The organism is Micromonospora sp. M61 (assembly GCF_018070245.1).
Classification (GTDB): Bacteria; Actinomycetota; Actinomycetes; order Mycobacteriales; family Micromonosporaceae; genus Micromonospora; species Micromonospora zamorensis.
The window spans coordinates 71,972-93,696 of the sequence record NZ_JAGPYA010000015.1 but is presented as its reverse complement, the minus strand read 5'-3'; the positions used below and the strand labels follow the sequence as shown (position 1 = coordinate 93,696).

Annotated in this window: 16 protein-coding genes, 33 tRNA genes, 1 other RNA gene and 1 pseudogene; 44 read left to right on the top strand and 7 right to left on the bottom strand. The window is 69.2% G+C overall.

The window, feature by feature from the left end:
• Positions 1-173: 173 nt before the first annotated feature.
• Entirely contained in the window at positions 174-947 is a 774-nt protein-coding gene (locus tag KBX34_RS11555) for a hypothetical protein (RefSeq protein ID WP_210793751.1), read from the top strand.
• Between the two features lie 163 nt (positions 948-1,110).
• Here KBX34_RS11555 and KBX34_RS11550 read toward each other — a convergent pair whose 3' ends face one another.
• The 5 genes from KBX34_RS11550 to KBX34_RS34015 form a co-directional block, all read right to left on the bottom strand.
• Entirely contained in the window at positions 1,111-1,845 is a 735-nt protein-coding gene (locus KBX34_RS11550; RefSeq protein WP_210924888.1) for a dienelactone hydrolase family protein, read from the bottom strand.
• A 415-nt stretch (positions 1,846-2,260) separates the two neighbouring features.
• A complete protein-coding gene (locus KBX34_RS11545) occupies positions 2,261-4,732 on the bottom strand; it encodes an FtsX-like permease family protein (RefSeq protein ID WP_210924886.1) in 2,472 nt (823 codons plus the stop codon).
• Positions 4,729-5,490, bottom strand: a complete 762-nt coding sequence (locus KBX34_RS11540; protein ID WP_099855126.1) for an ABC transporter ATP-binding protein — start codon at positions 5,488-5,490, stop codon at positions 4,729-4,731. Before KBX34_RS11540 ends, KBX34_RS11545 begins: the two co-directional genes overlap by 4 nt.
• A 111-nt stretch (positions 5,491-5,601) precedes the next feature.
• Positions 5,602-6,258, bottom strand: a complete 657-nt coding sequence (locus tag KBX34_RS11535) for a response regulator transcription factor (RefSeq protein WP_099855124.1) — start codon at positions 6,256-6,258, stop codon at positions 5,602-5,604.
• Positions 6,246-7,472: a sensor histidine kinase gene (locus KBX34_RS34015; protein ID WP_210793754.1), complete on the bottom strand. Its 1,227-nt coding sequence runs from the start codon at positions 7,470-7,472 to the stop codon at positions 6,246-6,248. Before KBX34_RS34015 ends, KBX34_RS11535 begins: the two co-directional genes overlap by 13 nt.
• 168 nt (positions 7,473-7,640) lie before the next feature.
• Between KBX34_RS34015 and KBX34_RS11525 the strand changes: the two genes are divergently transcribed.
• From KBX34_RS11525 to KBX34_RS11335, 40 genes and pseudogenes are all read left to right on the top strand, one after another.
• Positions 7,641-7,871, top strand: coding sequence for a hypothetical protein (locus KBX34_RS11525; protein WP_210793755.1), 231 nt, complete (start codon positions 7,641-7,643; stop codon positions 7,869-7,871).
• 239 nt (positions 7,872-8,110) lie between these two features.
• Positions 8,111-8,872 (top strand): ATP-grasp domain-containing protein, encoded by a 762-nt coding sequence (locus tag KBX34_RS11520; protein ID WP_247671699.1) that lies wholly within the window; start codon positions 8,111-8,113, stop codon positions 8,870-8,872.
• Between the two features lie 129 nt (positions 8,873-9,001).
• Positions 9,002-9,733 carry a hypothetical protein gene (locus KBX34_RS11515; RefSeq protein WP_247671698.1) on the top strand — a complete coding sequence of 244 codons (732 nt, stop codon included), beginning with the start codon at positions 9,002-9,004 and terminating at the stop codon, positions 9,731-9,733.
• Positions 9,734-9,912: 179 nt separating this feature from the next.
• Complete coding sequence (locus KBX34_RS34010; RefSeq protein WP_255508955.1) at positions 9,913-10,044, top strand: hypothetical protein; 132 nt, start codon at positions 9,913-9,915, stop codon at positions 10,042-10,044.
• A 72-nt stretch (positions 10,045-10,116) separates the two neighbouring features.
• Positions 10,117-10,189, top strand: a tRNA-Trp gene (locus KBX34_RS11510).
• A gap of 109 nt (positions 10,190-10,298) precedes the next feature.
• Positions 10,299-10,374: transfer RNA gene (locus KBX34_RS11505), tRNA-Pro, on the top strand.
• Between the two features lies 1 nt (position 10,375).
• Positions 10,376-10,448: transfer RNA gene (locus KBX34_RS11500), tRNA-Ala, on the top strand.
• 119 nt (positions 10,449-10,567) lie between these two features.
• Positions 10,568-10,641 (top strand) — tRNA-Glu (locus KBX34_RS11495).
• Between the two features lie 17 nt (positions 10,642-10,658).
• Positions 10,659-10,731: transfer RNA gene (locus tag KBX34_RS11490), tRNA-Gly, on the top strand.
• A gap of 7 nt (positions 10,732-10,738) precedes the next feature.
• Positions 10,739-10,815, top strand: a tRNA-Gln gene (locus tag KBX34_RS11485).
• A 92-nt stretch (positions 10,816-10,907) separates the two neighbouring features.
• Positions 10,908-10,982: transfer RNA gene (locus tag KBX34_RS11480), tRNA-Leu, on the top strand.
• Between the two features lie 71 nt (positions 10,983-11,053).
• Positions 11,054-11,224, top strand: a pseudogene (locus tag KBX34_RS11475) (HNH endonuclease); the annotation flags it as partial.
• A 46-nt stretch (positions 11,225-11,270) separates the two neighbouring features.
• A tRNA-Gln gene (locus KBX34_RS11470) sits at positions 11,271-11,345 on the top strand.
• Positions 11,346-11,423: 78 nt separating this feature from the next.
• Positions 11,424-11,499, top strand: a tRNA-Leu gene (locus KBX34_RS11465).
• Between the two features lies 1 nt (position 11,500).
• A tRNA-Arg gene (locus KBX34_RS11460) sits at positions 11,501-11,577 on the top strand.
• Position 11,578: 1 nt separating this feature from the next.
• Positions 11,579-11,652: transfer RNA gene (locus KBX34_RS11455), tRNA-Thr, on the top strand.
• A 5-nt stretch (positions 11,653-11,657) separates the two neighbouring features.
• Positions 11,658-11,731 (top strand) — tRNA-Met (locus KBX34_RS11450).
• 10 nt (positions 11,732-11,741) lie between these two features.
• Positions 11,742-11,824 (top strand) — tRNA-Leu (locus KBX34_RS11445).
• Positions 11,825-11,835: 11 nt separating this feature from the next.
• Positions 11,836-11,908: transfer RNA gene (locus KBX34_RS11440), tRNA-Ala, on the top strand.
• A gap of 25 nt (positions 11,909-11,933) precedes the next feature.
• Positions 11,934-12,006, top strand: a tRNA-Asp gene (locus KBX34_RS11435).
• A gap of 5 nt (positions 12,007-12,011) precedes the next feature.
• Positions 12,012-12,101: transfer RNA gene (locus KBX34_RS11430), tRNA-Ser, on the top strand.
• Between the two features lies 1 nt (position 12,102).
• Positions 12,103-12,174: transfer RNA gene (locus KBX34_RS11425), tRNA-Ile, on the top strand.
• A gap of 9 nt (positions 12,175-12,183) precedes the next feature.
• Positions 12,184-12,543: RNase P RNA component class A (gene rnpB / locus KBX34_RS11420), an RNA gene on the top strand.
• 12 nt (positions 12,544-12,555) lie between these two features.
• A tRNA-Arg gene (locus tag KBX34_RS11415) sits at positions 12,556-12,628 on the top strand.
• 4 nt (positions 12,629-12,632) lie between these two features.
• Positions 12,633-12,706, top strand: a tRNA-Pro gene (locus tag KBX34_RS11410).
• Positions 12,707-12,711: 5 nt separating this feature from the next.
• Positions 12,712-12,785, top strand: a tRNA-Pro gene (locus tag KBX34_RS11405).
• 5 nt (positions 12,786-12,790) lie between these two features.
• Positions 12,791-12,878: transfer RNA gene (locus KBX34_RS11400), tRNA-OTHER, on the top strand.
• Between the two features lie 480 nt (positions 12,879-13,358).
• Positions 13,359-13,434: transfer RNA gene (locus tag KBX34_RS11395), tRNA-Lys, on the top strand.
• 3 nt (positions 13,435-13,437) lie between these two features.
• Positions 13,438-13,511 (top strand) — tRNA-Arg (locus tag KBX34_RS11390).
• A gap of 11 nt (positions 13,512-13,522) precedes the next feature.
• A tRNA-Lys gene (locus KBX34_RS11385) sits at positions 13,523-13,594 on the top strand.
• 2 nt (positions 13,595-13,596) lie between these two features.
• Positions 13,597-13,674, top strand: a tRNA-Met gene (locus KBX34_RS11380).
• 85 nt (positions 13,675-13,759) lie between these two features.
• A tRNA-Val gene (locus KBX34_RS11375) sits at positions 13,760-13,831 on the top strand.
• 12 nt (positions 13,832-13,843) lie between these two features.
• Positions 13,844-13,917 (top strand) — tRNA-Glu (locus tag KBX34_RS11370).
• 4 nt (positions 13,918-13,921) lie between these two features.
• Positions 13,922-14,011, top strand: a tRNA-Asn gene (locus KBX34_RS11365).
• 1 nt (position 14,012) lies between these two features.
• Positions 14,013-14,084: transfer RNA gene (locus KBX34_RS11360), tRNA-Val, on the top strand.
• 20 nt (positions 14,085-14,104) lie between these two features.
• Positions 14,105-14,179, top strand: a tRNA-His gene (locus KBX34_RS11355).
• A gap of 1 nt (position 14,180) precedes the next feature.
• Positions 14,181-14,264, top strand: a tRNA-Tyr gene (locus KBX34_RS11350).
• Between the two features lie 5 nt (positions 14,265-14,269).
• A tRNA-Arg gene (locus KBX34_RS11345) sits at positions 14,270-14,342 on the top strand.
• 9 nt (positions 14,343-14,351) lie between these two features.
• Positions 14,352-14,422, top strand: a tRNA-Cys gene (locus tag KBX34_RS11340).
• 114 nt (positions 14,423-14,536) lie between these two features.
• Positions 14,537-15,049 (top strand): LURP-one-related/scramblase family protein, encoded by a 513-nt coding sequence (locus tag KBX34_RS11335; RefSeq protein ID WP_088949023.1) that lies wholly within the window; start codon positions 14,537-14,539, stop codon positions 15,047-15,049.
• A 24-nt stretch (positions 15,050-15,073) separates the two neighbouring features.
• Here the strand turns inward: KBX34_RS11335 and KBX34_RS11330 are convergent, their stop codons facing one another.
• Positions 15,074-16,426, bottom strand: a complete 1,353-nt coding sequence (locus tag KBX34_RS11330; protein ID WP_210924882.1) for an FAD-binding oxidoreductase — start codon at positions 16,424-16,426, stop codon at positions 15,074-15,076.
• A gap of 47 nt (positions 16,427-16,473) precedes the next feature.
• Between KBX34_RS11330 and KBX34_RS11325 the strand changes: the two genes are divergently transcribed.
• The 3 genes from KBX34_RS11325 to KBX34_RS11315 all read left to right on the top strand — a co-directional run bounded on the left by KBX34_RS11325 (position 16,474) and on the right by KBX34_RS11315 (position 19,644).
• Positions 16,474-17,940 carry a PLP-dependent aminotransferase family protein gene (locus KBX34_RS11325; protein ID WP_210924880.1) on the top strand — a complete coding sequence of 489 codons (1,467 nt, stop codon included), beginning with the start codon at positions 16,474-16,476 and terminating at the stop codon, positions 17,938-17,940.
• A gap of 48 nt (positions 17,941-17,988) precedes the next feature.
• Positions 17,989-18,792 carry a TIGR02452 family protein gene (locus KBX34_RS11320; protein WP_210793760.1) on the top strand — a complete coding sequence of 268 codons (804 nt, stop codon included), beginning with the start codon at positions 17,989-17,991 and terminating at the stop codon, positions 18,790-18,792.
• A 177-nt stretch (positions 18,793-18,969) separates the two neighbouring features.
• A complete protein-coding gene (locus KBX34_RS11315; protein WP_307871375.1) occupies positions 18,970-19,644 on the top strand; it encodes a PhzF family phenazine biosynthesis protein in 675 nt (224 codons plus the stop codon).
• Positions 19,645-19,675: 31 nt separating this feature from the next.
• Here the strand turns inward: KBX34_RS11315 and KBX34_RS11310 are convergent, their stop codons facing one another.
• On the bottom strand, positions 19,676-21,667 hold the full coding sequence (locus KBX34_RS11310; RefSeq protein WP_210793762.1) for an acyl-CoA dehydrogenase: 1,992 nt from the start codon (positions 21,665-21,667) through the stop codon (positions 19,676-19,678).
• Positions 21,668-21,725 lie beyond the last annotated feature (58 nt).

Here is a 21,725-nt window from a genome sequence, read left to right as displayed (position 1 = left end):
TCCACGATGGTCGACCGGACGCTTGCCGGCTCCTGGTGGGAATCCACTGCCGGCCGACCGAAGCCAACCCCCTCACATATAATGACGTTCATCGATACTGTGGGGGTTGATGCGGCGGTGTTCCTGCTGGCCCGGCCCCTGTGGTGGGGCACCAGCCGTCTTGGAGGATGACGATGCGCAGTTTTCTCGCAGTGTTCAGCGCCGCCCTGATTCTCGGTGCCGCCGTCGGCAGCGTTCCGGCCGGAGCATCGGGGGCCTCTCCGCCCTCGTGCCGCAGTGGCCTGCTCTTCTGTGAGGACTTCGAGCGACTGCCTCCCGGGGGGCCCAGCACGTTGAACTGGGGCGTCGACACCCGCCACGGCACGCTCACCGTCGAACGTGCCCGTCGTGGCAACCAGGTGCTGCACATCCACACTGTTGACAACGGACGCGCCTTCCTGCGCGTCGACGACTTCGCCGCGCCGGGCAACCGCTTCTACGGACGGATGCGCCTGCGCGTCGACGCCTTCCCCACGGCCCCGGACTGGGCGCACTTCACGCTGGTGGAAGCAACCGGCACCGGCAGCGCGGAGGTCGTCCGTCCGGTCGGTGGCCAGTACGCGCCCACGGTCCCCGGAACCTTCTGGGGGGTCGGCGCCGACGGCGGTCCGACCGGCGACTGGACCAACTGGCGGGAGTCCGCCCCGGTCGCTGAGGACACCTGGCAGTGCTTCGAGTGGGAGATGGACGCCGCGGACAACCGCGTCGCGGTGTGGATCGATGGCGTGGCGAACCCGGAGCTGACGGCCTCCACGAGTGACCACGGCGGCAACGATGTTCCCTTCGTCCTGCCGACTGTCGACACGGTGAAGATCGGCTGGCAGCTTTACCAGGGCGGCACGACACCGGGGGAGTTCGACCTCTGGATTGACGACATCGCCCTGTCGAGCAAGCGGCTCGGCTGCTGATCCGGAGCCCCGGGTGTCGTCACCGACCATCCGGATCTGCCGCCGATCGTTCGAGGCGCTGGTTCGAGGTGGGTGGTGAGCCTCTTTGCATCTGCAGCGAACGACAACGTTGCTGGGGCCAGCCCGCCGACTCGGGCAGCCTGACCCCAGAACAACTCAACGATCAGCTGGTGGGCAGGGTGTTGCCGAGCAGGAACAGCAGGCGGTCCCAGTGGCGTTGCAGCGCGGCCGGGTTGAATGCGTCGGTGTCGGACATGGTGAAGCCATGGATGGTGCCGGGATAGATCTCGGAGGTGTAGCTGACGCCCGAGGCATTCAGAACCTCGTTGAGCTCCTTGAGGGCCTCAGGGGTTATGTCGCCCTCGGCGTGACCGAAGTGGAGCTGGGCGGTGAGCTTGGAGAGGACGTCCGGGCCGTCGGCGCCTACGGGGGCGTGGAATCCGGCAACAGCAGCCACCTGGCCGGGGTGGGCCGCAGCGGTGCGTACCGCCATGAGGCCACCTATGCAGTAGCCGGTCACCGCGACCGGTCCGGTACTGACCTCGGGTTGGGTGGTGAGGAACCTGAGATAGGCGTCGGCGTCGCTCAGGGTCCGTTCGGCGGTGTGCGTTTCAATCATGGGCATGAGTTCGGCGAAAATCGCCGGCCGGGCTTCGTCTCCGATGTGTTCGGGGAGCTCGATCAGGGGTGCCGGTCCGTGTCGATAGAAGATGTTGGGGACGAGCACGTAGTATCCGTGCTCGGCCAGTTCACAGGCCATCTGCCGAAGCGCGGGCCGGATGCCGAAGCCGTCCGGGTACATCAGCACTGCTGGGCGTCGCCCGCCAGCGTCGGGGAGCGCGGCGAACGCGTCGGCCTGGCCGTCCGCAGTGGGGATGTGCAGCGTTTTGGTGGGCATGACTTCTCCTGTCGTCGTTGAGGTCTAGAGCCTTGGTCAACACGACGGAGGTGGAGCCCGCGCGGAAGTGCAGGAATCTCGATCCGTGAGCGGGCCGGTACCGGCCCGTACGGCGCTCAGAAGGGCACCGGGTCACCAACCTGTGCGTGGCGCGATGCCGTCCCGGTAGTCATGGCTGCACAACTTAGCTGATCGAATGAGGACGGATCCAGCCGCCGGTCCGTGCGTCCGCATCTGCCCTGATAGGGCGCAGCGTCAGTGAGGGCGGCTGGTCATGGCCGGTGTCGTGGGAGCAGGTCGGGTGCGCCTGGGGTTGACGGTCCCTGGACGGGCGCCGGCATCAGCCAGAGCCGACCGTGCTGCCCCAGCGACGTACGCGGAGGCGGCACGGTCGTCCATGTTCGAGCCGCGACGTCTACTCCTTCACACCGATGTTGTCGATCGGAGGAGCGCCGAGCAGCCGGCGGACGGGCCACACAGTGGTTGCCAACGCCAGCAGAGTGGTGCCGCCGAGCACCGCCACCCAACCGAGCGGCGGGACGTACGGGATCGGGCTGCCGGTCAGTCCGTTGACGATCGCGCTCAGGGTCAGCGCCGCGATCGTCGCGCCGATCAGCACCGCGCTGCCGAGGAGCCCGGCCTGTTCGGCCTGGACCATCCGTCGAATCTGACGGCGGGTGACCCCGACCAGTTGCAGCAACGCCAACTCGCGGCGGCGGGCCAGCGCGGCCATCACCATCGTGGTGGCCGCCGCCAGCGCCGCGTAGCCCACCATCACGCCGATCAGCAGCCGGTTCAGCCAGGCACCGAGCGCCAAATCGGTGCTGATCAGGCGCGTACGGGTGGCGGCGTCGAGAACCTCGGTGCCTGGTCGCCCAGCCGACCAGGTGGCCAATGCGGTGTCGGCCTCCGGGCCGGCGCTGACCAGGATCTCGTCGTTGGTATTCCCGGCCGTGTGCCCGGCGACCGTCTCGGCGGCCAGCGTGACGTCGCCGAATCCGAGGCCACGGTCGTAGACCGCGATGACGTCCAACGTGACAGGGGTGCCGTCGCCCAGCCAGAGTTTCGCCTGATCGCCGACGTCCCAGCCGGACGAGGACGCCTGCGTCGCGGACAGGGCGACAGTGCCCGCGCGCAGGTCGGCCAGGTTGCCCTCGCGCACGGCGAGGTCCATCGTCGCCGTGATGCCCGCCGGGTCGACCGACTGCGCGCTGACCGGCTCGATTCCGTCGAGCGCCCGCACCACCACCTGCGTACGGTGCACACCGGTGGCCGCCTGCACCCCGGCCAACTCGCGGATCTCCCGCGCCGCGTCCGCCGGCAGCCCACCCGGAGCGACAAGCACCCGGTCGGCGAGGGTTCCCGCGCTGCTCTGCGTGGTGGTCTGCCGTTCCAGGTTGGTCTGCAGGAACCAGACCGAGCCGCCGAACCCCACGGACAGCACGAGGGCGGTCAGGACGGTCGCCATGCCCTGCGCGTTGGCCCGCAGATTGGCCGCAGCCAGATAGCCGCTGACCCGCCACATCCGCGGCAACAACGGTGTGAGCAGGCGTGCCGCGTACGCGTTGATCCTCGGTGCGAGCAGCGCCACCGCGATGACGAACAGGTACAGCATGCCGACCGCGCCGGCCAGTGCCCCGGTCGACCCGGCGGCACCGAGCGTGAACGCCCCGGAGGTGCCGGCCGCCGCCAGCGTCAGCACGCCGGCGATCAGCCGCACCCGGCCGCTACGCCGATGCTCGACAGCGATCTCGCCGAGCGCCTCGATCGGCTTGATCCCGGTCACCCGGCGTGCGGCGACCAACGCGGCGAGCACCGCCACGAGGACCGCCGTACCGATCGCGGCCGGCACCGCGAACAGGCCGCCGACCATCGGGAAGCTTTCCGGCACGAACCCCCGCCCGACCAGCTCGCCGTGCACCCAGCGGGCCGCCAGCAGGCCGGCCGGGCCGCCGATCGCAGAGCCGATCAGGGCGAGCAGCGCGGCCTCGGCGATCAGCATGCGGCGCACCTGCCCCGGCGTGGCCGCAACCGCGCGCAGTAACGCCAGGTCACGTCGACGGTGCCGGACGGACAGCCCGATGGTGCCGGCCACCACGAAGACGATCAGCAGGACGACGTACCCCCCGAAAGCCGATCCGGCGCTGACCAGCAACGTCTGGGCGGCCTGGTTCTCCGACTGCTCGACGTTCCCACGGTCTTTCCCGCCGTACGTCGTGGCGCCGGCCGCCGATGCGATCTCGCGTACGGCGCCGACGTCGGCGCCGGGCACCATCCGCACGCCGATCGCATCCACCCGGCCCGGGTGGGCGGACAACCGGGCGGCCTGCGCGTCGGTGAAGAACACCGCCGCCGAACCGGTCTCGGCGGTTCCGCTCACCCGGTACGACCGGCCGACCCCGCCGACGACCAGGTCGATGCGGTCGCCCGGCGCCACGCCGAGACGGGTGTCGACCAGCACTTCGTCGTCGGCCCGTGGCGCGCCACCCGCGGCGATCGGACGACCGGTGAAGGCGTACGTGTCCCAGCCGTGTCCCACTGCAGCGGGTGAGCCGATCAGCACCCCTTCGTCGCCGGTGACGGCCGCGACGCCCGGCACCTGGCGGATCCGGTCCACCAGCGCCGCGTCCACCGTGCCGCCCTCGGGCAGCATGACGGTGCTCGTGGTGGTTTCGCCGTCGAACTCCCTGAACGTGTGGCTGACCGTGCGGTTGGCGACGACCACGTCGGCCGCGGCCCAGAGCCGTGGCTCCGGGCGGAACCGCAGCCCGGACTCGACGAGGGTGCCCATCGCTACCAGGATCAGCACGCCGACGATCAGGGCCAGCAGGGTCGCGGCGGCGGGGCCGGCCCGGTGCCGCAGGAGGCGGGCGGCGAGCCCGATCATCGGAGGACCCGCCGATCCAGCGATGCCAGGTGCTCGGCGATACGGGCGGCTCCGAGCTGCGGAAGGTCGGCGACGATCGCACCGTCGGCCAACACGAGCACGCGGTCCGCGTACGACGCGGCGATCGGATCGTGGGTCACCATCACCACCGTCAGCCCGTGTTCGTCCACGACTGCGCGAAGCAGCGTCAGCACCTCCGCCGCGGTCCGCGAGTCGAGCGCGCCGGTGGGCTCGTCACAGAAGATCACCTCGGGGCGGGTGGCCAGCGCCCGGGCGATCGCCACCCGCTGCTGCTGGCCACCGGAGAGTGCGGCCGGCCGGTGGTGCAGTCGGTCGGCGAGGCCGACCCGCTCGACCACCTGGGTCAGCCAGGCCCGGTCCGGACGGACGCCGGCCAGGCGCAGGGGCAGCACGATGTTCTCCTCGACGGTGAGCGCGCCGATCAGGTTGAAAGCCTGGAAGACAAACCCGATCCGGGTACGACGCAGCTCGGTCAGGCGGGTCTCGGACAGCCCTGACAGCTCGGTGCCGCCGATGACCACCCGACCGGAGGTGGGCCGGTCGAGCCCGGCCGCCGTCTGCAGCAGCGTGCTCTTGCCGGAGCCCGAGGGCCCCATCACCGCGGTGAAGGTGCCCCTGTCGAAGCCGACATCGATGCCCGCAAGCGCAGTCACCTGGTTACGGCCGGCGCCGTACACGCGGGTGAGTTGTTCGACGCGTACCGCCGGTTCGATTGTCTGTCCCGGATAGTCCGGCATTCTGGTGGCCTCTTTCCGTGTCATCGGCAAGAACTGCGCGCACCAGAAACGCTATTGACGTGCGAGAACGGCGACCATCCCGCGGGCTGCCAGGTCCGGGTACAGCAGGCGCTACCGCCGACCGCCGTCCAGGTAGCGCAGCACCGCGGTGACCCGGCGGTCGGCCTGGTCGTCCGGTGGAAGCTGAAGCTTCGAGAAGATGCTGCGGATGTGCTTGTGCACCGCGCCGTCGGTGACGAACAGCCGCTCGGCGATCGCGCTGTTGCCGAGCCCTTCGGCCATCAGCCCCAGCACCTCACGCTCACGCGGCGACAGCTCGCTCAGCGCCGTGTCCGTCCGGCGGTTGCGGGCGAGCAACTGCGCCACCACCTCCGGGTCGATCACGCTGCCGCCGTTCGCGACGCGGTGCAGCGCGGCGAGGAACTCCTCGACCCGGCCCACCCGCTCCTTCAACAGGTAACCGAGCCCGACCGCGCCGACCGAGAACAGGTCGGTGGCGAACGCCTGCTCCACGTACGCCGACAGGACCAGCACCGCGAGGCCGGGGCGGCGCCGCCGGGCTTCCACCGCGGCCACGATGCCCTCGTCGGTGTGGGTCGGCGGCATCCGTACGTCCACGATCGCGACGTCCGGCGCATGTTCGTCGACGGCGACCAGGAACTCGCCCGGAGTGCCGGCCGTGGCGACCACGTCCAGATCCTCCGCCCGCAGCAGCAGAGCCAACCCCTCACGCAGCAGCGGGTCGTCCTCGGCGATCACGATCCGCATGGCAGCTCCACGTCCATTCTCGTCGGCCCTCCCGGTGGGCTCGTCAGCGTCATCCGGCCGTCGTACGCCTCGACCCGCCGGCGGATACCGGTGAGCCCTGAGCCACGTGTCTCGTCCGCGTCGCCGTGCCCGTCGTCCTCAATGCACACCAGCAGCCGACCGCGCTCGCGGCGCACGGCCACGTCCACCCGGCTCGCACCGCTGTGCCGGACGACGTTGGTCAGCGCCTCGGCCACCACGAAGTACGCGGTGGCCTCGACCGAGGCCGCGCACCGCACAGCCACGTCCACCTCAAGTCGGCAGGGCACCACGCAGCTGCCGGCCAGGCCCGCCAGCGCGCCGGCGAGACCCCTGTCGTCCAGCACGGGCGGCAGGATCCCGCGCACCACCGTACGCAGCTCTCCGAGTGCCTGTTCCGCGGCGTCCTGCGCCTGCCCGAGGATCTCGTCGGCGCGGTCCGGATTGCGGCGCACGGCCCGCCGCGCGGCACCCAGCAACACGTTGACCGCGACCAACCGGTTCTGGGTGCCGTCGTGCAGCGACCGCTCGATCCGGCGCAGTTCGACAGCGTGGGCGTCAAGCGCCGCAGCGCGGGTGGCGGTCAGCTCGGCCACCCGCAGCGACAGGTCGACACCCGGCGGGGGAGGCAGCAGCAACCGGCCCGGCCATGCCTGGAGACGGGCCAGGACCGGGCTGAACCAGATCGCGGCGGCCAGCGAGCCGACCCCGAGCAACCCGACCGCGAGTGCCTCGGACAATCCGTCGATGCGCCACCAGACGATCCCCGGCGCGCCGGCGTCGGCAGGGATCAGCTGGTACCACAGGGGGAACGTGACGTACTGCATGGCAGAGAGGGGCAGCGCGAGGCCGACAACCCCGGTCGCCAGGCCGATGAGCGAGGAAAGCCCGACCCAGCCCAGCTCCCGGCGTACGAAAGGATCGCGCGCCGCCGTCCGCAACCCGACCGGCACCGGCCCCGGCGTGGGGATCGGCTCGCCCCAGCGGGACAGCCGGGCCCGCTCGCGGTCGCTCACCCAGCGCACCGCCCGTAACGCACCGGGCGCCGCCAGCAGCCCCACCCCGAGCAGGCAGGTCACCGCCACGATCACCGCCCAGAGCAGCGCGCCCAGCGCCAGCGTGGCCGTGCCCAGCCCTCCGACCAGGTGCTCCAGAGCGTCGACCGAGGCGCGAACCCGGCCTCGCACGTACGCCATCGACCCACCTCCCCCGCCAACATAGGCCACCACGGGCCGCGCCCGGCAACGCTCGGCGCGGAAGGTACAGCCTGCTGTACCACTGTCGTCGAGCTGGCGGGATCGTCCCCGCCACACCCCGCGCCTAGCGTTGACGGCATCGAGGAACGCTCGCTCAAGGAGGCAGTCATGACCGACCCGTACCGCATCACCGAGACCCCGGTCGCCGCGCCGAAGAAGCCGGGCGGCCTGCTACGCCCGCTGCTGTGGCTGGTGCTCTTCATCAGTGCGGCGGCCAACGTGGTGCTGTCGACCGCAGCGGACAACCCGTGGATCAGCTCGGCGTTCGGCCTGGTGGCGGTGCTCTGCGCGGTCACGCTGCTCGTCCACCACCGCCGTAACCGCACGCGAGAGTCGTAGGGACATGGACGCGTACTCGACCCCCGCCCTGGCCTGGACGCCACGCTCGGGGCGAACGCTGACCGCGTCATGCCCGCTCGTGCCGGGACCGGGCGGCGGGCCGCGATAACAGGTCGAGGTCGAACGGCCACCTGGGGCATGATGCAGGCGTGATCTTGTTGGTTCCCGCGGACCCGCTTCGGCCGCGCCACCCGGACGAGCACTTCGCCGCGGAGGCGCGGGCTGCACGTGCTGCCGGGATGGATGTGGCGGTGGTCGACCACGACGCGTTGGCGCGGGGCGGAGACGTGCGCCGCGCGGTCGCCTCGGTCTCTAGCAGCGGTCCGGCCGTGTACCGCGGCTGGATGCTACGTAGCGAGCAGTACGCCGTGTTCGCTGAGGTTCTTGCTGAGCGTGGTGTGGTGTTGCGGACTGGTGCTGAGCAGTACCGGCGGGCGCATGAGCTGCCTGGCTGGTATGCAGCTCTGGCTCCCGTGACCCCGCCATCGGTGTGGACCACGGGCTCCGAGCGGGCGGACTTCGACCGCGCGCGTGCCGAGCTTGGCGCGGGACCAGCGGTGCTGCGTGACTACAGCAAGTCGATGAAGCACTACTGGGACGCGGCCGCGTTCATCCCCGACCTTGAGGACGGCGCGGCCGCGTGGGGCGTGGCGTCGCGGTTTCTGGAACTGCGTGACGACGACTTCGTGGGCGGGCTCGTGCTGCGGCGCTTCGAGCGGTTCGCCTCGACCGAGGTGCGCACGTGGTGGATCGACGGCGCGTGCGTTCTGATCGGAGCGCATCCCGACAGCCCGAACGATTCGGCGCGAGTCGAGGTCGACCTGACCCCGGTCGCACCGTTGATCGGTGGGCTCGGCCTGCCTTTCGTCACCGTGGACCTCGCTCTGCGCGCGGACGGCGTGTGGCGGGTCATCGAACTCGGCGACGGGCAGGTCAGCGACCGACCAACCACCATCGAACCTCAGACGATGATCGAGGTCCTGCTTGCCCAGGCCCGCTGAACGGCAACACTGTCGGCCGGTGGGCCGACGTCGAAGCCTGCGACGCTCGGCAAGCGAACTGGCAGCGCATCGACGACTCCGAGCTCGACTCCGCCGAGCGGAGTGCGGTTCTCGCCGTCTACTCCGCCGATGCTCGGCCTGGCCCCTCAGGAGAACGCTTTGCACTGCATGAAATGCGGCGCCAGTCTCGAACATCCCGGCCAAGGCCACACGTGCCGGTCCTCGACACCGCCGCCCGCGCCTCGGACAGCAGGTTGGGACGTCGCGACCTGGTTCGTCGTCGGGTTCGCCATCCTCTTTGCGCTAGCCGCGATCGTCGCGGCCGTCCTCGGCAGCATCCCGAGCGCCCGGGCCCGGCCGCTGCCCCCGTCCGGCACCGGCGCAGCGGTCGGTTTCGTCCTGGCCAATCTGACCCTGTTCGTCGCCATCATCGGCCTGGCTGTCAGCGGGCTGATCTGGGGACGCGGCACGCGCCAGCTCGCCGAGGCGCACGGCTCATCCGGCCGCTCGTACAGCCGCCACTGGGGCACGCGCGTCTTCCCCGCCTGCGTCGTCTGCAGCGCGGCCATCGCCTGGCTGGCCACCGACCGAACCGCCCCTGCCGTCCTGTTCGGCCAAGCGGCCCTGCGCACCCTCGGAGCCGCCGCACTGATCGGGGGCGTGCTGCACAGCCGGACGCGGGTCCTGCGGCTGATCGCCCACGTCAACAGAGTCGTCGCCGGACACTACTCGCCGGTCGCCAGGCAGGACCCGGCGTGGCCGCTGTCGCCCACTCCGACCAGGGAGGACTGGAACGCCGGCCAATGGGACCCGGATGTGCTGCGCGACATCGAAGCTCGCCGTCACCGCGACAGAACCTGATTTTGAGGTGCGGCCAGCCTCCAGCATGCCGACCGCCACGGCGAGGCAACATCAAACCGGGGATCGTCTCAGCCCGCCAGGCTTCGAAGCCGGTCCGTCGGAATATCCATTGCCATCCGATCGGCACAACGCTTACCTTGAATGAGCAAGGCCGTCCCGACCAACCCAAGGAGTTCCCCGTGTTGCAGCACGCCTACACCGAAACCACGCGGCTCATGCCGCGCGGCGGTGACGTGCTGCCCTCGATTGCGCGAGCCCACGATCTGTGCGCGAGTGAGCAGAACTGGAAGCCGGGGTGGCGGCGCGAATAGCGCCAGCGCAAGCTGCGAAGCCGCCCACCCCGACAGGGACAGGGCGGCTTTCTCGTTACTGAACAACTTCATAGGGGCGTAGCTCAACTGGTAGAGCACCGGTCTCCAAAACCGAAGGTCGCAGGTTCGAGTCCTGCCGCCCCTGCTTTTCGTCCCGGCTGCGGCCGGCGGCGTTGCAGATTCTCAACTTCACAGTGGATGGCATAGCAAAACCCCGGCCGGCGCCTGAGCGGGGCCGGCCGGGGGCATTACCTCCGGGACGAGGGAGACGGCTGACCCGCTCGCTTTGGGAGCGAGAGACACGGGGTTCGACACCCCGGTCCCGGACCATGGGGTTGTAGCTCAGCTGGGAGAGCGCCGGTTCGGCAGACCGGAGGTCGAGGGTTCGAATCCCTTCTTCTCCACGCATCCATGCCCTCCTGGCGTAACTGGTAACGCACGGGAGTGAAGTCCCCGAGGGCTCCGGGGGAGGGCACGTTGGCGGCGATCGTGGGCTCGCGACCGCGATTCCCGCCGGCTCCATGGGCCGTTGGAGCAAGCTGGCAGCTCACCTGGTTCTCAGCCAGGAGGTTACGGGTTCGAGCCCCGTACGGCCTACGCAAGTGAAATGCCATGCGGTCGTGGTGAACTTGGCGGACACGTCGGTCTTCCAAACCGAAGAAGCGGGGTCGGTGCCCGCCGACCGCTCAACCATTCCGGGGTGCTCTGCTGGCAAGGGCGACGGGACTTTGGATCCCGGTACAAACGCAGGTTCGATTCCTGCTCCCGGAGCAACACTCGACCAGCGGGAAAAGTCGCCGCTGGGGTTGCAGATCCGGAACTCGACTGCCCCCAGTGGACGATGCCGCAACCTGCGGAAGCCTGCCCCGGTAGCCCAACTGGTAGGAGGCGGCGCACTCAAACTGCGCACAGTGCGGGTTCGAATCCCGCTCGGGGCACTCAGCAGGTCGCCGGTTCGACTCCGGCCGGCGGCTCCAAGCACCACCGCCCACGAGAGAAGGAGGGCCCGGTGGACGCCGTTCTCGTCCTCAACGCCGACCTGGGACCGCTGCACCCGGTCCCGATCAAACACGCGATCCGGATGCTCATGCGCCAGGTCACCGAGATCCACGAAGCCGAGCCCGACCGGCTCATCGGCGTCTTCCCGATACCCAAGGTCCTGCGCCTCGTCCGACACGTGCAGCGCTGATCACCGGCCGGCGAGTCCGCGGCTCGCCGGCCACGATTCCCGGGTCGTCTATTCGGTAAGACACCGCACTCTGGATGCGGGGAGCTGGGTTCGAATCCTGGCCTGGGAGCCACGGCAGGGCGCGTAAGCGGGTCGGCACAGGGTGCACCCATCGGCGCCGGCGAACCGGAAGGGACCCTGCCGCGAACATGCCCTCGTAGCCCAATGGAAGAGGCGCGGTCGTGAGGCGGCCGTAGTTGCACGTTCGACTCGTGTCGAGGGCACCAAGCCGGCGTAGCTCACCGGGCCAGAGCACCGACCTTCTAACTCGGAGGCAGCCGGTTCGAGTGCGGCCGCCGGCTCCACGCCAGCGAAGCTCACCAGGGCAGAGCGGGCCCCTCGTAAGGGCGAGGATGCGGGTCCGCCTGCCGTCGCTGGCTCTCTCGCCGACGTAGCTCAGGTGGTCAGAGCGCTCCGCTCATAACGGAGAGGCCCCCGGTTCGACACCGGGCGTCGGCACGCACATCACGCGCTCGTGGTGGAACCTGGTAGACACGCACGGCTCAGACCCGTGTGCCGAAAGGCATGGGAGTTCGACTCTCCCCGAGCGCACGCAACACCATGGGGACGTGGCCCAGTTGGTAGGGCATCTGTATCGCACTCAGAAGGTCAGGGGTTCGACTCCCCTCGTCTCCACTCCCCCGGCCTCGGCCGGGACCATGCTGGCGTGGCCAAGCGGCTAAGGCACCTCGTTGTCAGCGAGGGGATCGCGGGTTCGAGTCCCGTCGTCAGCGCGCATGAAGGGTTGGCCGAGTCTGGTCGATGGCGCCGCGTTGCTAGCGCGGAGCGGGTCACACCGCCGGGGGTTCGAATCCCTCACCCTTCGCCAAGCCGTCGTAGCTCAGCGGTTAGAGCACCGAGCTGATAACTCGGGGCCGGAGGTTCGATTCCTCCCGTCGGCACGCAGCGAGAATGCCAGCCAGGCGACCGCGTCGGCCACCAGGCCGCCGAGGAACGTACGGGCTCCGCAGGGCAAGGTGGTTCCTAACGGGAACCCGGCGAAAGCCGCGGGACAGTGCCACAGAGAACAGACCGTCCGCAGCACGACCGCCGGTAAGGGTGAAACGGTGGGGTAAGAGCCCACCGCGTCCTCGGTGACGGGGGCGGCACGGTAAACCCCACCCGGAGCAAGGCCGAACAGCACGCGGGCGGCCCGCCTGATGCGTGCGGGTTGGCCGCTAGAGCCTGCCCGGCGACGGTAGGCCGAGATGGATGGTCGCCCCCACCCTGTCGGGGTGGGACAGAACCCGGCGTACCGGTCGGCTTCCCTCGCCGCAGTACATGCCCCCGTAGCTCAGTGGATAGAGCACGAGATTACGGATCTCGGTGTCGCTGGTTCGATTCCAGTCGGGGGCTCTTTCGGGATATGGCGCAGTCAGGTAGCGCTCCGGTCTGGGGGACCGGAAGTCGCCGGTTCGAATCCGGCTATCCCGACTCAACGGGTACTAGCTCAACTTGGTGGAGCGCCGGCTTCGGGAGCCGGAGGAGGGGAGTTCGAATCGCCCGTACCCGACGCATGGAGGGTAGTGCGGAACACGTCCGCAACCGGTCTCGAAAACCGGCACCGGGCGAAAGCCCGAGGGTTCAACTCCTTTACCTTCCGCCACGCAGCGTGGCTCTTGTTGTCAGACTATTAGTAGACAATTGAGCCGTGGAGAAGCGCTGCTCGAAGTGCCAGCAGGTTAAGTCGCTCACTGACTTCGCGTTGAACCGTAGGCGGGCCGATGGCCGAACGACCTACTGCAAGAGCTGCAAGAAGCAGTACAACGCGACCTACTACACGCTCACGAAGGACCGGCACAACCCGAGCCGGGCCGAGCGGCGGCGACAGGCGAAGGCCGAGGCGACCGCTCGCGTTATCGAGTACCTGCGCGAGCACCCCTGCGTCGACTGCGGCGAGGCGGACATCGTAGTCCTGGACTTCGACCACCAGCGCGACAAGGAAGTCGGGGTGAGCGAACTGGTGGGTGCTGGCGCTCCCTGGGAGCGCATCCTTGCCGAGATCGAAAAGTGTGAGGTGGTCTGCGCTAACGACCACCGCCGTCGGACAGCCCGCACCTTCGGGTGGGCACGGCTGGAAGAACGAGCGCCGCTAGCTCATGGGGTAGAGCTGCTGACTCTTAATCAGTAAGTGCAGGGTTCGAGTCCCTGGCGGCGTACCAGACCCCCCGGTAGCTCAGCGGATAGAGCGCTGGTTTCCTAAACCGGGTCGTCGCAGGTTCGAGCCCTGCTCGGGGGACGTCTATATTCGGGCCGCTAGCTCAGTGGTAGAGCTGCCGACTTTTAATCGGAGTGTCCAGAGTTCGATCCTCTGGCGGCCCACTTGCGGGATGGCGCAGTTATGGAAGCGCGCTGGGCTCATAACCCAGAGGCCGCTGGTTCGAATCCGGCTCCCGCTCCCACGTTCCTGTCCGTTCGGGTTGGCCCTGGCACAGGGAGTGCCAGGCGTAAGCGCGGCACACACTCCGCGACCAGCCCCCTACTCGCGCCCTGGTAGCTCAGCGGGAGAGCACCGGTTCGACAGACCGGGGGCCGCTGGTTCGAATCCAGCTCGGGGCACGTAACCCACCTGGCGCGGTGGACGAATGGAAGAGTCGCCCGGCTTTCACCCGGGACATGTGCGGGTTCGAGTCCCGTCCGCGCTGCCGATCTGGCGTAAACCGTAATTTGGTAGCGGTCCGGACTGTTAATCCGGCGGGCGTCAGCCCTCTACAGGTTCGAGCCCTGTCGCCAGAGCCAAGCCCGTGTAGCTCAACGGAAGAGCACCTGGTTTACACCCAGGGGGTCGGAGGTTCGACACCTTCCACGGGCACTGGCCTTCGGGCCGTAGTTGTGGCTGTAGCTCAGTGGTAGAGCGTCCGGTTGTGACCCGGAAGGACGCGGGGTCGGTACCCGCCAGTCACCCCAGGGGAGTGCGCCACCGATGGCGAGGTGGGCCGGGCTGTAACCCCGGTGCGTTCGCGCTCAGGGAGTTCGAATCTCCCCACTCCCACGCATGCCCGCGTAGCTCAGGGGACAGAGCACCAGCTTCCGGAGCTGGGTGTCGGGGGTTCGATTCCCTCCGCGGGCGCTTCTGCCTGGTCGTGTGCCCGAGTGGTGAGGGAGCGGTCCGCAAAACCGCGTACGCCGGTTCGATCCCGGTCACGGCCTCGACTGCCATCCACTGCGGAGAGCGAGCGGGATGCTGTTCCCGATGGGGGAGCCGAAGGGTCGGCCGCTCCCGGCCGGCCGGCACTTCCGGGCGGGGTGGGGGAGAATCGGTTCATGTTTGTCATCAGGGAGCGGTTCTTCTCGATCGGCGACGACTTCGACGTGCTCGACGAGCACGGCACCAAGGTCTTCCACGTCGACGGCAAGGTGCTCAGCGTCCGCAACAAGGTCATCATCGAGGACGCCTCCGGCCATGAGGTCGCCACGCTGCACCGGCACCTGGTGGCGCTGCGTCCCACGTACGAGATCAGGATCGGCGGCGAGAAGGCCGCAGAGGTCCGCAAGAATCTGCTCACGCCGTTCCGCGACAAGTTCACCATCGACGTGCCAGGGCCCGACGACCTGGAGATGAAGGGTGACCTGCTCGACCACGAGTACGTGATCGAACGTGACGGCACCGAGGTGGCCGTGGTCTCCAAGAGGTGGCTGACGATCCGGGACACCTACGCCGTGCAGGTCACTGCCGGCGTCGACCCGCTGCTCATCATCGGCAGCGTCCTCGCGCTCGACCTGGCCATGGACCGCGACAAGAAGAAGAGCGACAAGAAGAAGAGCGACGAGGACTGACCCCCAAGGCAGCAGCCGGCTGCCCTACTGGCTGTGGGGCCGGATGTTGTGGTTGAGGTGGAACACGTTGTGCGGGTCCCAGATCGTCTTGAGTGCGGTGAGCCTGGCGAGCTTGGCGGCCGGGTACGCGCGGCGTACGCCGCGTTGCCCCTCGTCGGCGGCGAGCGAGTTGACGTAGACGCCGTCGGCGTACGGGTCGAGTGCGGCTCCGGCACTGCGAGCCGCTGCCATCCGAATGTCGTCTTCGGATGGCTCGGTCCAGCGGGAGCCGGCACCGAACTCGAACGTGGTGCCGCGGTGGCTGAACGCGGCGTCGGCGTCCACGACGTCGGCGATGGCGCCGCCGTGCGCCTGCAGGCCGACGTCGGCGAGGTGGGCGCCGGTGTGCAGGTCCGACTCGCCGCGCAGCAGGAACGCCTCGATCGCGGCGGTGGGGAACTGCCGCAGGTAGTGCGCACTGGAGTACCGGCGGTAGGCGTGGCCGCCGACGGTGTCGTCGCGTTGCTGGAGGTCCAGGTATGACGGGGTGGTGACCCGCTCCGCGACCGGGCGCCCGAGCGCGCGCATCGCCGGCAGCAACCGGTGACCCTGTGCCGGCTGGCCGACCCACACGAAGCCGACGGTGGCGACAGGGCCCCTGGCCGTGCTGTGGACATCGGCGGTGAAGGTCGCCTGCCGCGGCGCGACGGCGTTGAGGTCGCGCCAGCCTTCGAGCACCGGTACGGCGTCGTCGGCGCGGAAGTCGAACTCGGCGACCAGGGTCTGCGTTCCGATGTGGTGCAGTTGGAAGTCGAAGTCGGTGACGATGCCGAAGTTGCCGCCCCCGCCGCGTAGGCCCCAGTAGAGGTCGGGGTTGTCGGTTCGGCTCGCGGTCACCACTTCCCCGTCCGCGGTGACCATCGTGTAGGAGACGACGTTGTCGCAGGCCAACCCGCGTTGGCGGGCGAGCCAGCCCATGCCGCCGCCGAGGGTCAGGCCGCCGACCCCGGTGTGCGAGACGTTACCGGCGGTCGTGGCGAGGCCGTATGGCTGCGACGCCCGGTCGAGTGCGCCGAGCAGCGCGCCGCCCTGGACCCGGGCGCGTCGTCGGATCGGGTCGACCCGAACGCCGTTCAACGGGGTCAGATCGATCATCAGGCCGTTCGCCGGGACGGCGAGGCCGGCCACGTTGTGCCCGCCGCAGCGTACCCCGATCTCCAGGTCGAGTTCGCGGGCCAGGCGCACCGCGGTCACCACGTCGGTGACGCTCGCGGCCTGCACGATCATCTGAGGGCGGCGGTCAATCATGGCGTTCCAGACGGTGCGGGCCGCGTCGTAACCCGGGTTGCCCGGGGTGAGGAGGTGGCCGTCGAAGCGAGGGTTGGTCGTTGTCGTCATACGTCCGAGCCTGATGGAAATCGGTACACCCGGTAAGGTCCGATTTCATGGGTCGAACCAGGACCAATTCGAGCACTGCGGAGGACCTGCTCATCGATGTCGACCGGTCTGCGGGCGAACCGCTGCACCGGCAGATCGCCGCCTCGGTCCGGGGCAGCATCCGGGCCGGACGGTTGCGTCTAGGGACGTCCCTGCCGCCCACCCGCACCATCGCGGCCGATCTGGGAGTCTCACGCGGCGTCGTGGTCGAGGCCTACCAGCAACTCGTCGCCGAGGGCTACCTCACCAGTCGGGCGGGCGGCTACACCCAGGTCGCCGTCGATCCGGTTCCACCGTCGGCGAGTCGGCGCGGCGGGGATCGGCCGGCGGCCGGGATCGACTTTGGGTACGGCCGCACCGACGTGTCGTCGTTCCCCCGGGCCGCCTGGCTGCGTTCGGTGCGAACCATCCTCACCACCACGCCGAACGAACGCTTCGCCTACCTCGACGGGCGTGGCGTACCCGAACTGCACACAGCCCTGGTCGACTACCTCAACCGTGTCCGCGGCACATCGGCCCGCCCGGAGAATGTCGTGATCTGCAGTGGCTACGGCCAAGGCATCGCGCTGATACTCCAGGTGCTCGCGGCGCGCGGCGCGCGCAGGGTGGCCGTCGAGGACCCATCCGCTGACGACGACGCCCGCCTCGTCGCGGCCTCCGTCGGCCTGGACGTGATCGGCGTCCCGGTCGGGCCGGACGGCATTCTCGTCGAGAAGCTCGAACAGACCGACGCGGACGCCGTCGTGCTGACGCCCTCGCACCAGTGGCCCACCGGCGGCGTCCTGTCGGCCAGCGCACGGGCCCGGGTCATCGGGTGGGCGCAGCGTCGCGGCGCCGTGGTGATCGAGGACGACTACGACGCGGAGTATCGCTACGACCGTTCACCCGTCGGCGCCATGCAGGGGCTGGCATCCGACACCGTCGTCTACTGCGGCACGGCAAGCAAGACCCTGGCACCAGGGCTGCGCCTCGGGTGGCTTCTTGCGCCGTCACACCTGGTCGACGACATCACGGCGGCCAAGGTACGGGCCGACCGCGGTTCTCCCGTCATCGACCAACTGACCTTCGCCGACTTCCTCACCCGCGGCGAGTTCGACCGGCACCTACGGCGCATGCGCCCGGTCTACCGCCGCCGCCGCGACGCACTCCTGGCCGCGCTGCGCGCACGGCTGCCCGAACTGGAACCGGTCGGTGTCGCGGCGGGCCAACACGTCGTCACCTGGCTCCCGCACGACCTCGACGAGGCCCCGGTCGTCGCTGCCGCCGCCCGGCGCGGACTGGTGGTGCAAGGCGTCTCCCGGTACCGACTGAGCCCCACCGGACCCGGCGGGCTTCTCTTCGGCTACGCCACCCTCACCGAACGCGCCATCGCCGACGGAGTGGAAGCCCTCGCCGATGCGGTCACAGAGGTCCGGGGATCTTCTCAGCTGACGGACATCACTAACCCGGTTGCCGGTTGGGGCGGGACTGCCTAGCTTGCTCCTCGTGGAGAACAAGGGTCGTAGCGCAGACGAGTGCGCCGGGTGAGCGGTCGTCTGCGCGAGATTGCCCGGCAGACGGTTGCAATCGCTGACTCGGGTCGCTATCGCAATGGTGCCGGCGACGAGGTCGGCATCGGCGAGATGGTACGTGCTGCAGTCGCCGGCACTCGTCTCTACCTGCCGGACGAGGTGCCCGCGGTGGGAAACGCGGAGCCCGGTGCAGGCAGGGTGGAGGTGACGTACGAGTCGACGTTGCAGGCAGCTCGTCGGTTGGCGCCCGGAGCGGCCTGTCTGGTGTTCGCCTCGGCGAAGAATCCGGGTGGTGGGTTCCTGGGCGGAGCGAAGGCGCAGGAGGAGAGCATCGCCCGCTCCTCGGCGCTGTACCCATGTCTCCTTGCTGCCCGGGAGTTCTATGCGTTCCACCGCGAACAGCGGGACCTGCGCTACAGCGACCGCGTCATCTTCTCCCCGGACGTGCCGGTCTTCCGGGACGACAGGGGCAATCTGCTCGACCGGCCACACACGACGTCGTTCTTGACCGCAGCGGCGCCTAACCTGGGCGCGATCCTCCGCAACCAGCCCGAACACGTTGCGGACGTACCGGCGGTGCTGACCCGGCGTGCTCGCCGAGTGCTGGAGGTCGCGGCCGCGCACGGACATCGGACGTTGGTGTTGGGCGCGTGGGGATGCGGCGTGTTCCGCAACGATCCCGCTACGGTCGCCGACGCCTTCGCCCATGCGCTGCGGGAGGTCGATCGCTTCGACCACGTGGTGTTTGCCATCCGCGACAACCTGCCGGAAACACCGGTGTATCGCACGTTCGCGGAACGCTTTGACCTGGGGTGATGCGCGCGAACGGTCTGGCGCGACCTCCCAGCGCTGAGCCTGTCGCTACGTGGCTGCGGCTCAGATCACCGGCAGCCGCGATCCGCGTGGCGCGGAGTAACAGGGAGCGGGGATGCCGAACGCGCCGATGAGTCGCACGGTGTCCGCCCAGCAGACTTGGTGTGGTTAGCATCGCTCGTGACAGATCTGCATGTACTTCGTGTGTTCTGCGGTTCCGGCGGCACGTACGGAAACCAGCTCGGCGTTGTTCTTGACGGCCATGCCGTGGCTGCTGGGCAGGACCGCCATGCCGTGGCCGCGCGACTGGGCTTCAGCGAAACCGTCTTCGTCGATGATGCCGGCACAGGAACCGTCGATATCCACACGCCGAGCGTGCGGCTGCCGTTTGCCGGTCATCCGTTGGTGGGCACCTCCTGGTTGCTGAGTCGGCTCGGAGCCAGGCCGGAACTCCTACACCCGCCAGCGGGATCGGTGCCAACCTGGCAGGACGGCGAGTTCACCTGGATCAGGGGTCGCTCGCAGTGGGTGCCCGACAGGCGCATGCAGCAGTACGCCTCAGCCGAGGAGGTCGACGCATTGCCGTGCCCGCCGCCAGGTGACGGGTGGCTGTACGCGTGGGCGTGGCAAGACCGGGCCGCCGGTCGGGTGCGTACCAGAGGATTTCCCCGCCGGGGCGACGCCATCGCCGAGGATGAAGCCACTGGCGCGTCCGCGATCGTGCTCACCGCGGAACTGCAGCGGGCGCTGGACATCATCCAGGGCAAGGGATCTCAGATCCTGACTCGACCCGGTCCGAACGGCACCGTCGACGTCGGTGGCCGGGTCATCCTTGAGGAAACCCGCTCCCTCTGAATGAGCCCTGTTGGTCAGCGAGTCTGCCTGCCTACACCGGGACTGCCTGCGTACCACTGGTGGCGTCATGGGCGGACATCGTTTCCTGCCTGCGGGGCTCCTCGCGCAGGATGGCGCAGTGTAGCCACGTGTCCGGGATGGCGAAGCCGTCCACGAGCGTTCGCATGTGCGGGCGCAGCTCTTTGAGCAATCCGTTCACCACGCCGGTGATCGCCTTCGAGCGGGCCGGCGTGAGTCGACCGTGCTCCAGGAACCACCCCTTGTTCGCCTCGATGACGCTGAGCGCGTACAGGTCACAGACGCGGGAGAGGAGCGCCTGGACCGCCGGGTCGGCGGTGTTCTCGATGCCGGCAACGAACGCCTCCAGGGTGACCCGGTCGATGTGCGCGGCGGCAACGGCCAGGACGTGGTCCTGGACGTCGTTGAAGATGTCGAAGGGGCGGTCCTTCTTGGTGGCCGCGCCGCCGCGAAGGCGGCGGACAGCGCCCTCGAGGAGGTGCCGCTCACGGTCCTCGAAGGCCTTCAGCTGCCAGCCGCGGTCGGTGACGGCGACCTCCTCGTCGCGGCCGGGCACCGCGCTGATCAGCCGTTCGATGAGCGACCGTGCGGCGGTGCGCTCGAGCACCATCTCGCGGACCTGCTCAGCGACGAAGGAGGCGCGCCCCCAGCCGTCCAACGAGCCGAACTCGTCGCGGTAGCCGGTGAGCAACCCCTTGGCCACCAGCTGCAGCAGCACCGTGTTGTCGCCCTCGAACGTGGTGAAGACGTCGGTGTCGGCCTTGAGACTGGGTAGCCGGTTCTCCGCCAGGTAGCCGGCGCCGCCGCACGCCTCGCGGCACATCTGAATGGTGCGGGTCGCGTGCCAGGTTTGCGCGGCCTTGAGGCCGGCGGCCCGGGACTCCAGCTCCCTCTGCCGGTGCTCGTCGACCGGCCCGTCGCCGCCCTGCACCTCATTCAGCGCAGCGACCAGCTCGGTCTGGGCGAAGTGCAGCGCGTACGTGGTGGCCAGGGCCGGCAGCAGCTTGCGCTGGTGGGCCAGGTAGTCGTTGATCAGCACCTCCCGGTCGGCGCCGGGAGTGTCGAACTGGCGCCGGATGTCGCCGTAGCGCACTGCGATGGTCAGCGCGGACTTGGTGGCCGCGGACGCGGCGCCGCCCACGCTCACCCGACCACGGACCAGGGTGCCGAGCATCGTGAAGAAGCGCCGGGAGTCGTTCTCGATCGGGCTGGAGTACGTGCCGTCCTCCGCGACCTGACCGTAACGGTCCAGCAGCATGTCGCGGGGCACCTGCACGTGGTCGAAGCTGAGCCGCCCGTTGTCCACGCCGAGCAGGCCGGCCTTGGGCCCGGCGTCGCCGATGGTCACGCCGGGCAGTGGTTTGCCCTGTGCGTCGCGGATCGGCACCAACCACGCGTGTACGCCGTGCCGCTGACCGTTCGTGATCAGCTGCGCGAAGACGACCGCCATGCGTCCGTCCCGGGCGGCGTTGCCGATGTAGTCCTTGCGGGCCGCCTCGTGTGGGGTGTGCAGGTCGAAGGTCTGCGTCTGCGGGTCGTACGTGCAGGTGGTGCGCAGTTGCTGGACGTCGGACCCGTGGCCGGTCTCGGTCATCGCGAAGCAGCCGAAAATGGTGCCCGAGATGATGTCCCGCAGGTAGGTGTCGTGGTGGCGCTGGGTGCCGAGGGCTTGCACTGCGCCACCGAACAGGCCCCACTGCACGCCCGCCTTGACCATCAGCGAGAGGTCGACCTGCGCCAGCATCTCGCTGGCGATGATCGAGCCGCCGACGTCGGCGCTGCCGCCGTACTCGGTGGGAAAGGCCGACGCGATCCCCAGTTCGACGGGGAGTTCGGTCAGCAGCCGGGAGATCCGCTCACGTGCCTGGTCACCGGTCTCGCCGTACACCGGAAGGAAACGCTCGTCGAGGTGCTCCCGGTGCGCGTTGCGCACCTTTGCCCACGGTCCGTCGAGCACGTCCCGCAGGCGAGCGAGGTCGATGTGGCCGGACGCGTGATCGTGCATGGTCACCCCTCGGCTGGTGGACATATGGGTACAGTCCGTACTCGATCAAGAGTACCGG

What these genes read in the sequence shown, in the direction of transcription:
- KBX34_RS11310 (WP_210793762.1), bottom strand. Translation starts at nt 21,667, where the DNA reads ATGCACGATCACGCGTCCGGCCACATCGACCTCGCTCGCCTGCGGGAC.
- KBX34_RS11325 (WP_210924880.1), top strand. Translation starts at nt 16,474, where the DNA reads ATGGGTCGAACCAGGACCAATTCGAGCACTGCGGAGGACCTGCTCATC.
- KBX34_RS11545 (WP_210924886.1), bottom strand. Translation starts at nt 4,732, where the DNA reads ATGATCGGGCTCGCCGCCCGCCTCCTGCGGCACCGGGCCGGCCCCGCC.
- KBX34_RS11550 (WP_210924888.1), bottom strand. Translation starts at nt 1,845, where the DNA reads ATGCCCACCAAAACGCTGCACATCCCCACTGCGGACGGCCAGGCCGAC.
- KBX34_RS11515 (WP_247671698.1), top strand. Translation starts at nt 9,002, where the DNA reads ATGCTCGGCCTGGCCCCTCAGGAGAACGCTTTGCACTGCATGAAATGC.
- KBX34_RS11520 (WP_247671699.1), top strand. Translation starts at nt 8,111, where the DNA reads ATGGATGTGGCGGTGGTCGACCACGACGCGTTGGCGCGGGGCGGAGAC.
- KBX34_RS11535 (WP_099855124.1), bottom strand. Translation starts at nt 6,258, where the DNA reads ATGCGGATCGTGATCGCCGAGGACGACCCGCTGCTGCGTGAGGGGTTG.
- KBX34_RS11555 (WP_210793751.1), top strand. Translation starts at nt 174, where the DNA reads ATGCGCAGTTTTCTCGCAGTGTTCAGCGCCGCCCTGATTCTCGGTGCC.
- KBX34_RS11525 (WP_210793755.1), top strand. Translation starts at nt 7,641, where the DNA reads ATGACCGACCCGTACCGCATCACCGAGACCCCGGTCGCCGCGCCGAAG.
- KBX34_RS11335 (WP_088949023.1), top strand. Translation starts at nt 14,537, where the DNA reads ATGTTTGTCATCAGGGAGCGGTTCTTCTCGATCGGCGACGACTTCGAC.
- KBX34_RS11330 (WP_210924882.1), bottom strand. Translation starts at nt 16,426, where the DNA reads ATGACGACAACGACCAACCCTCGCTTCGACGGCCACCTCCTCACCCCG.
- KBX34_RS34015 (WP_210793754.1), bottom strand. Translation starts at nt 7,472, where the DNA reads ATGGCGTACGTGCGAGGCCGGGTTCGCGCCTCGGTCGACGCTCTGGAG.
- KBX34_RS11540 (WP_099855126.1), bottom strand. Translation starts at nt 5,490, where the DNA reads ATGCCGGACTATCCGGGACAGACAATCGAACCGGCGGTACGCGTCGAA.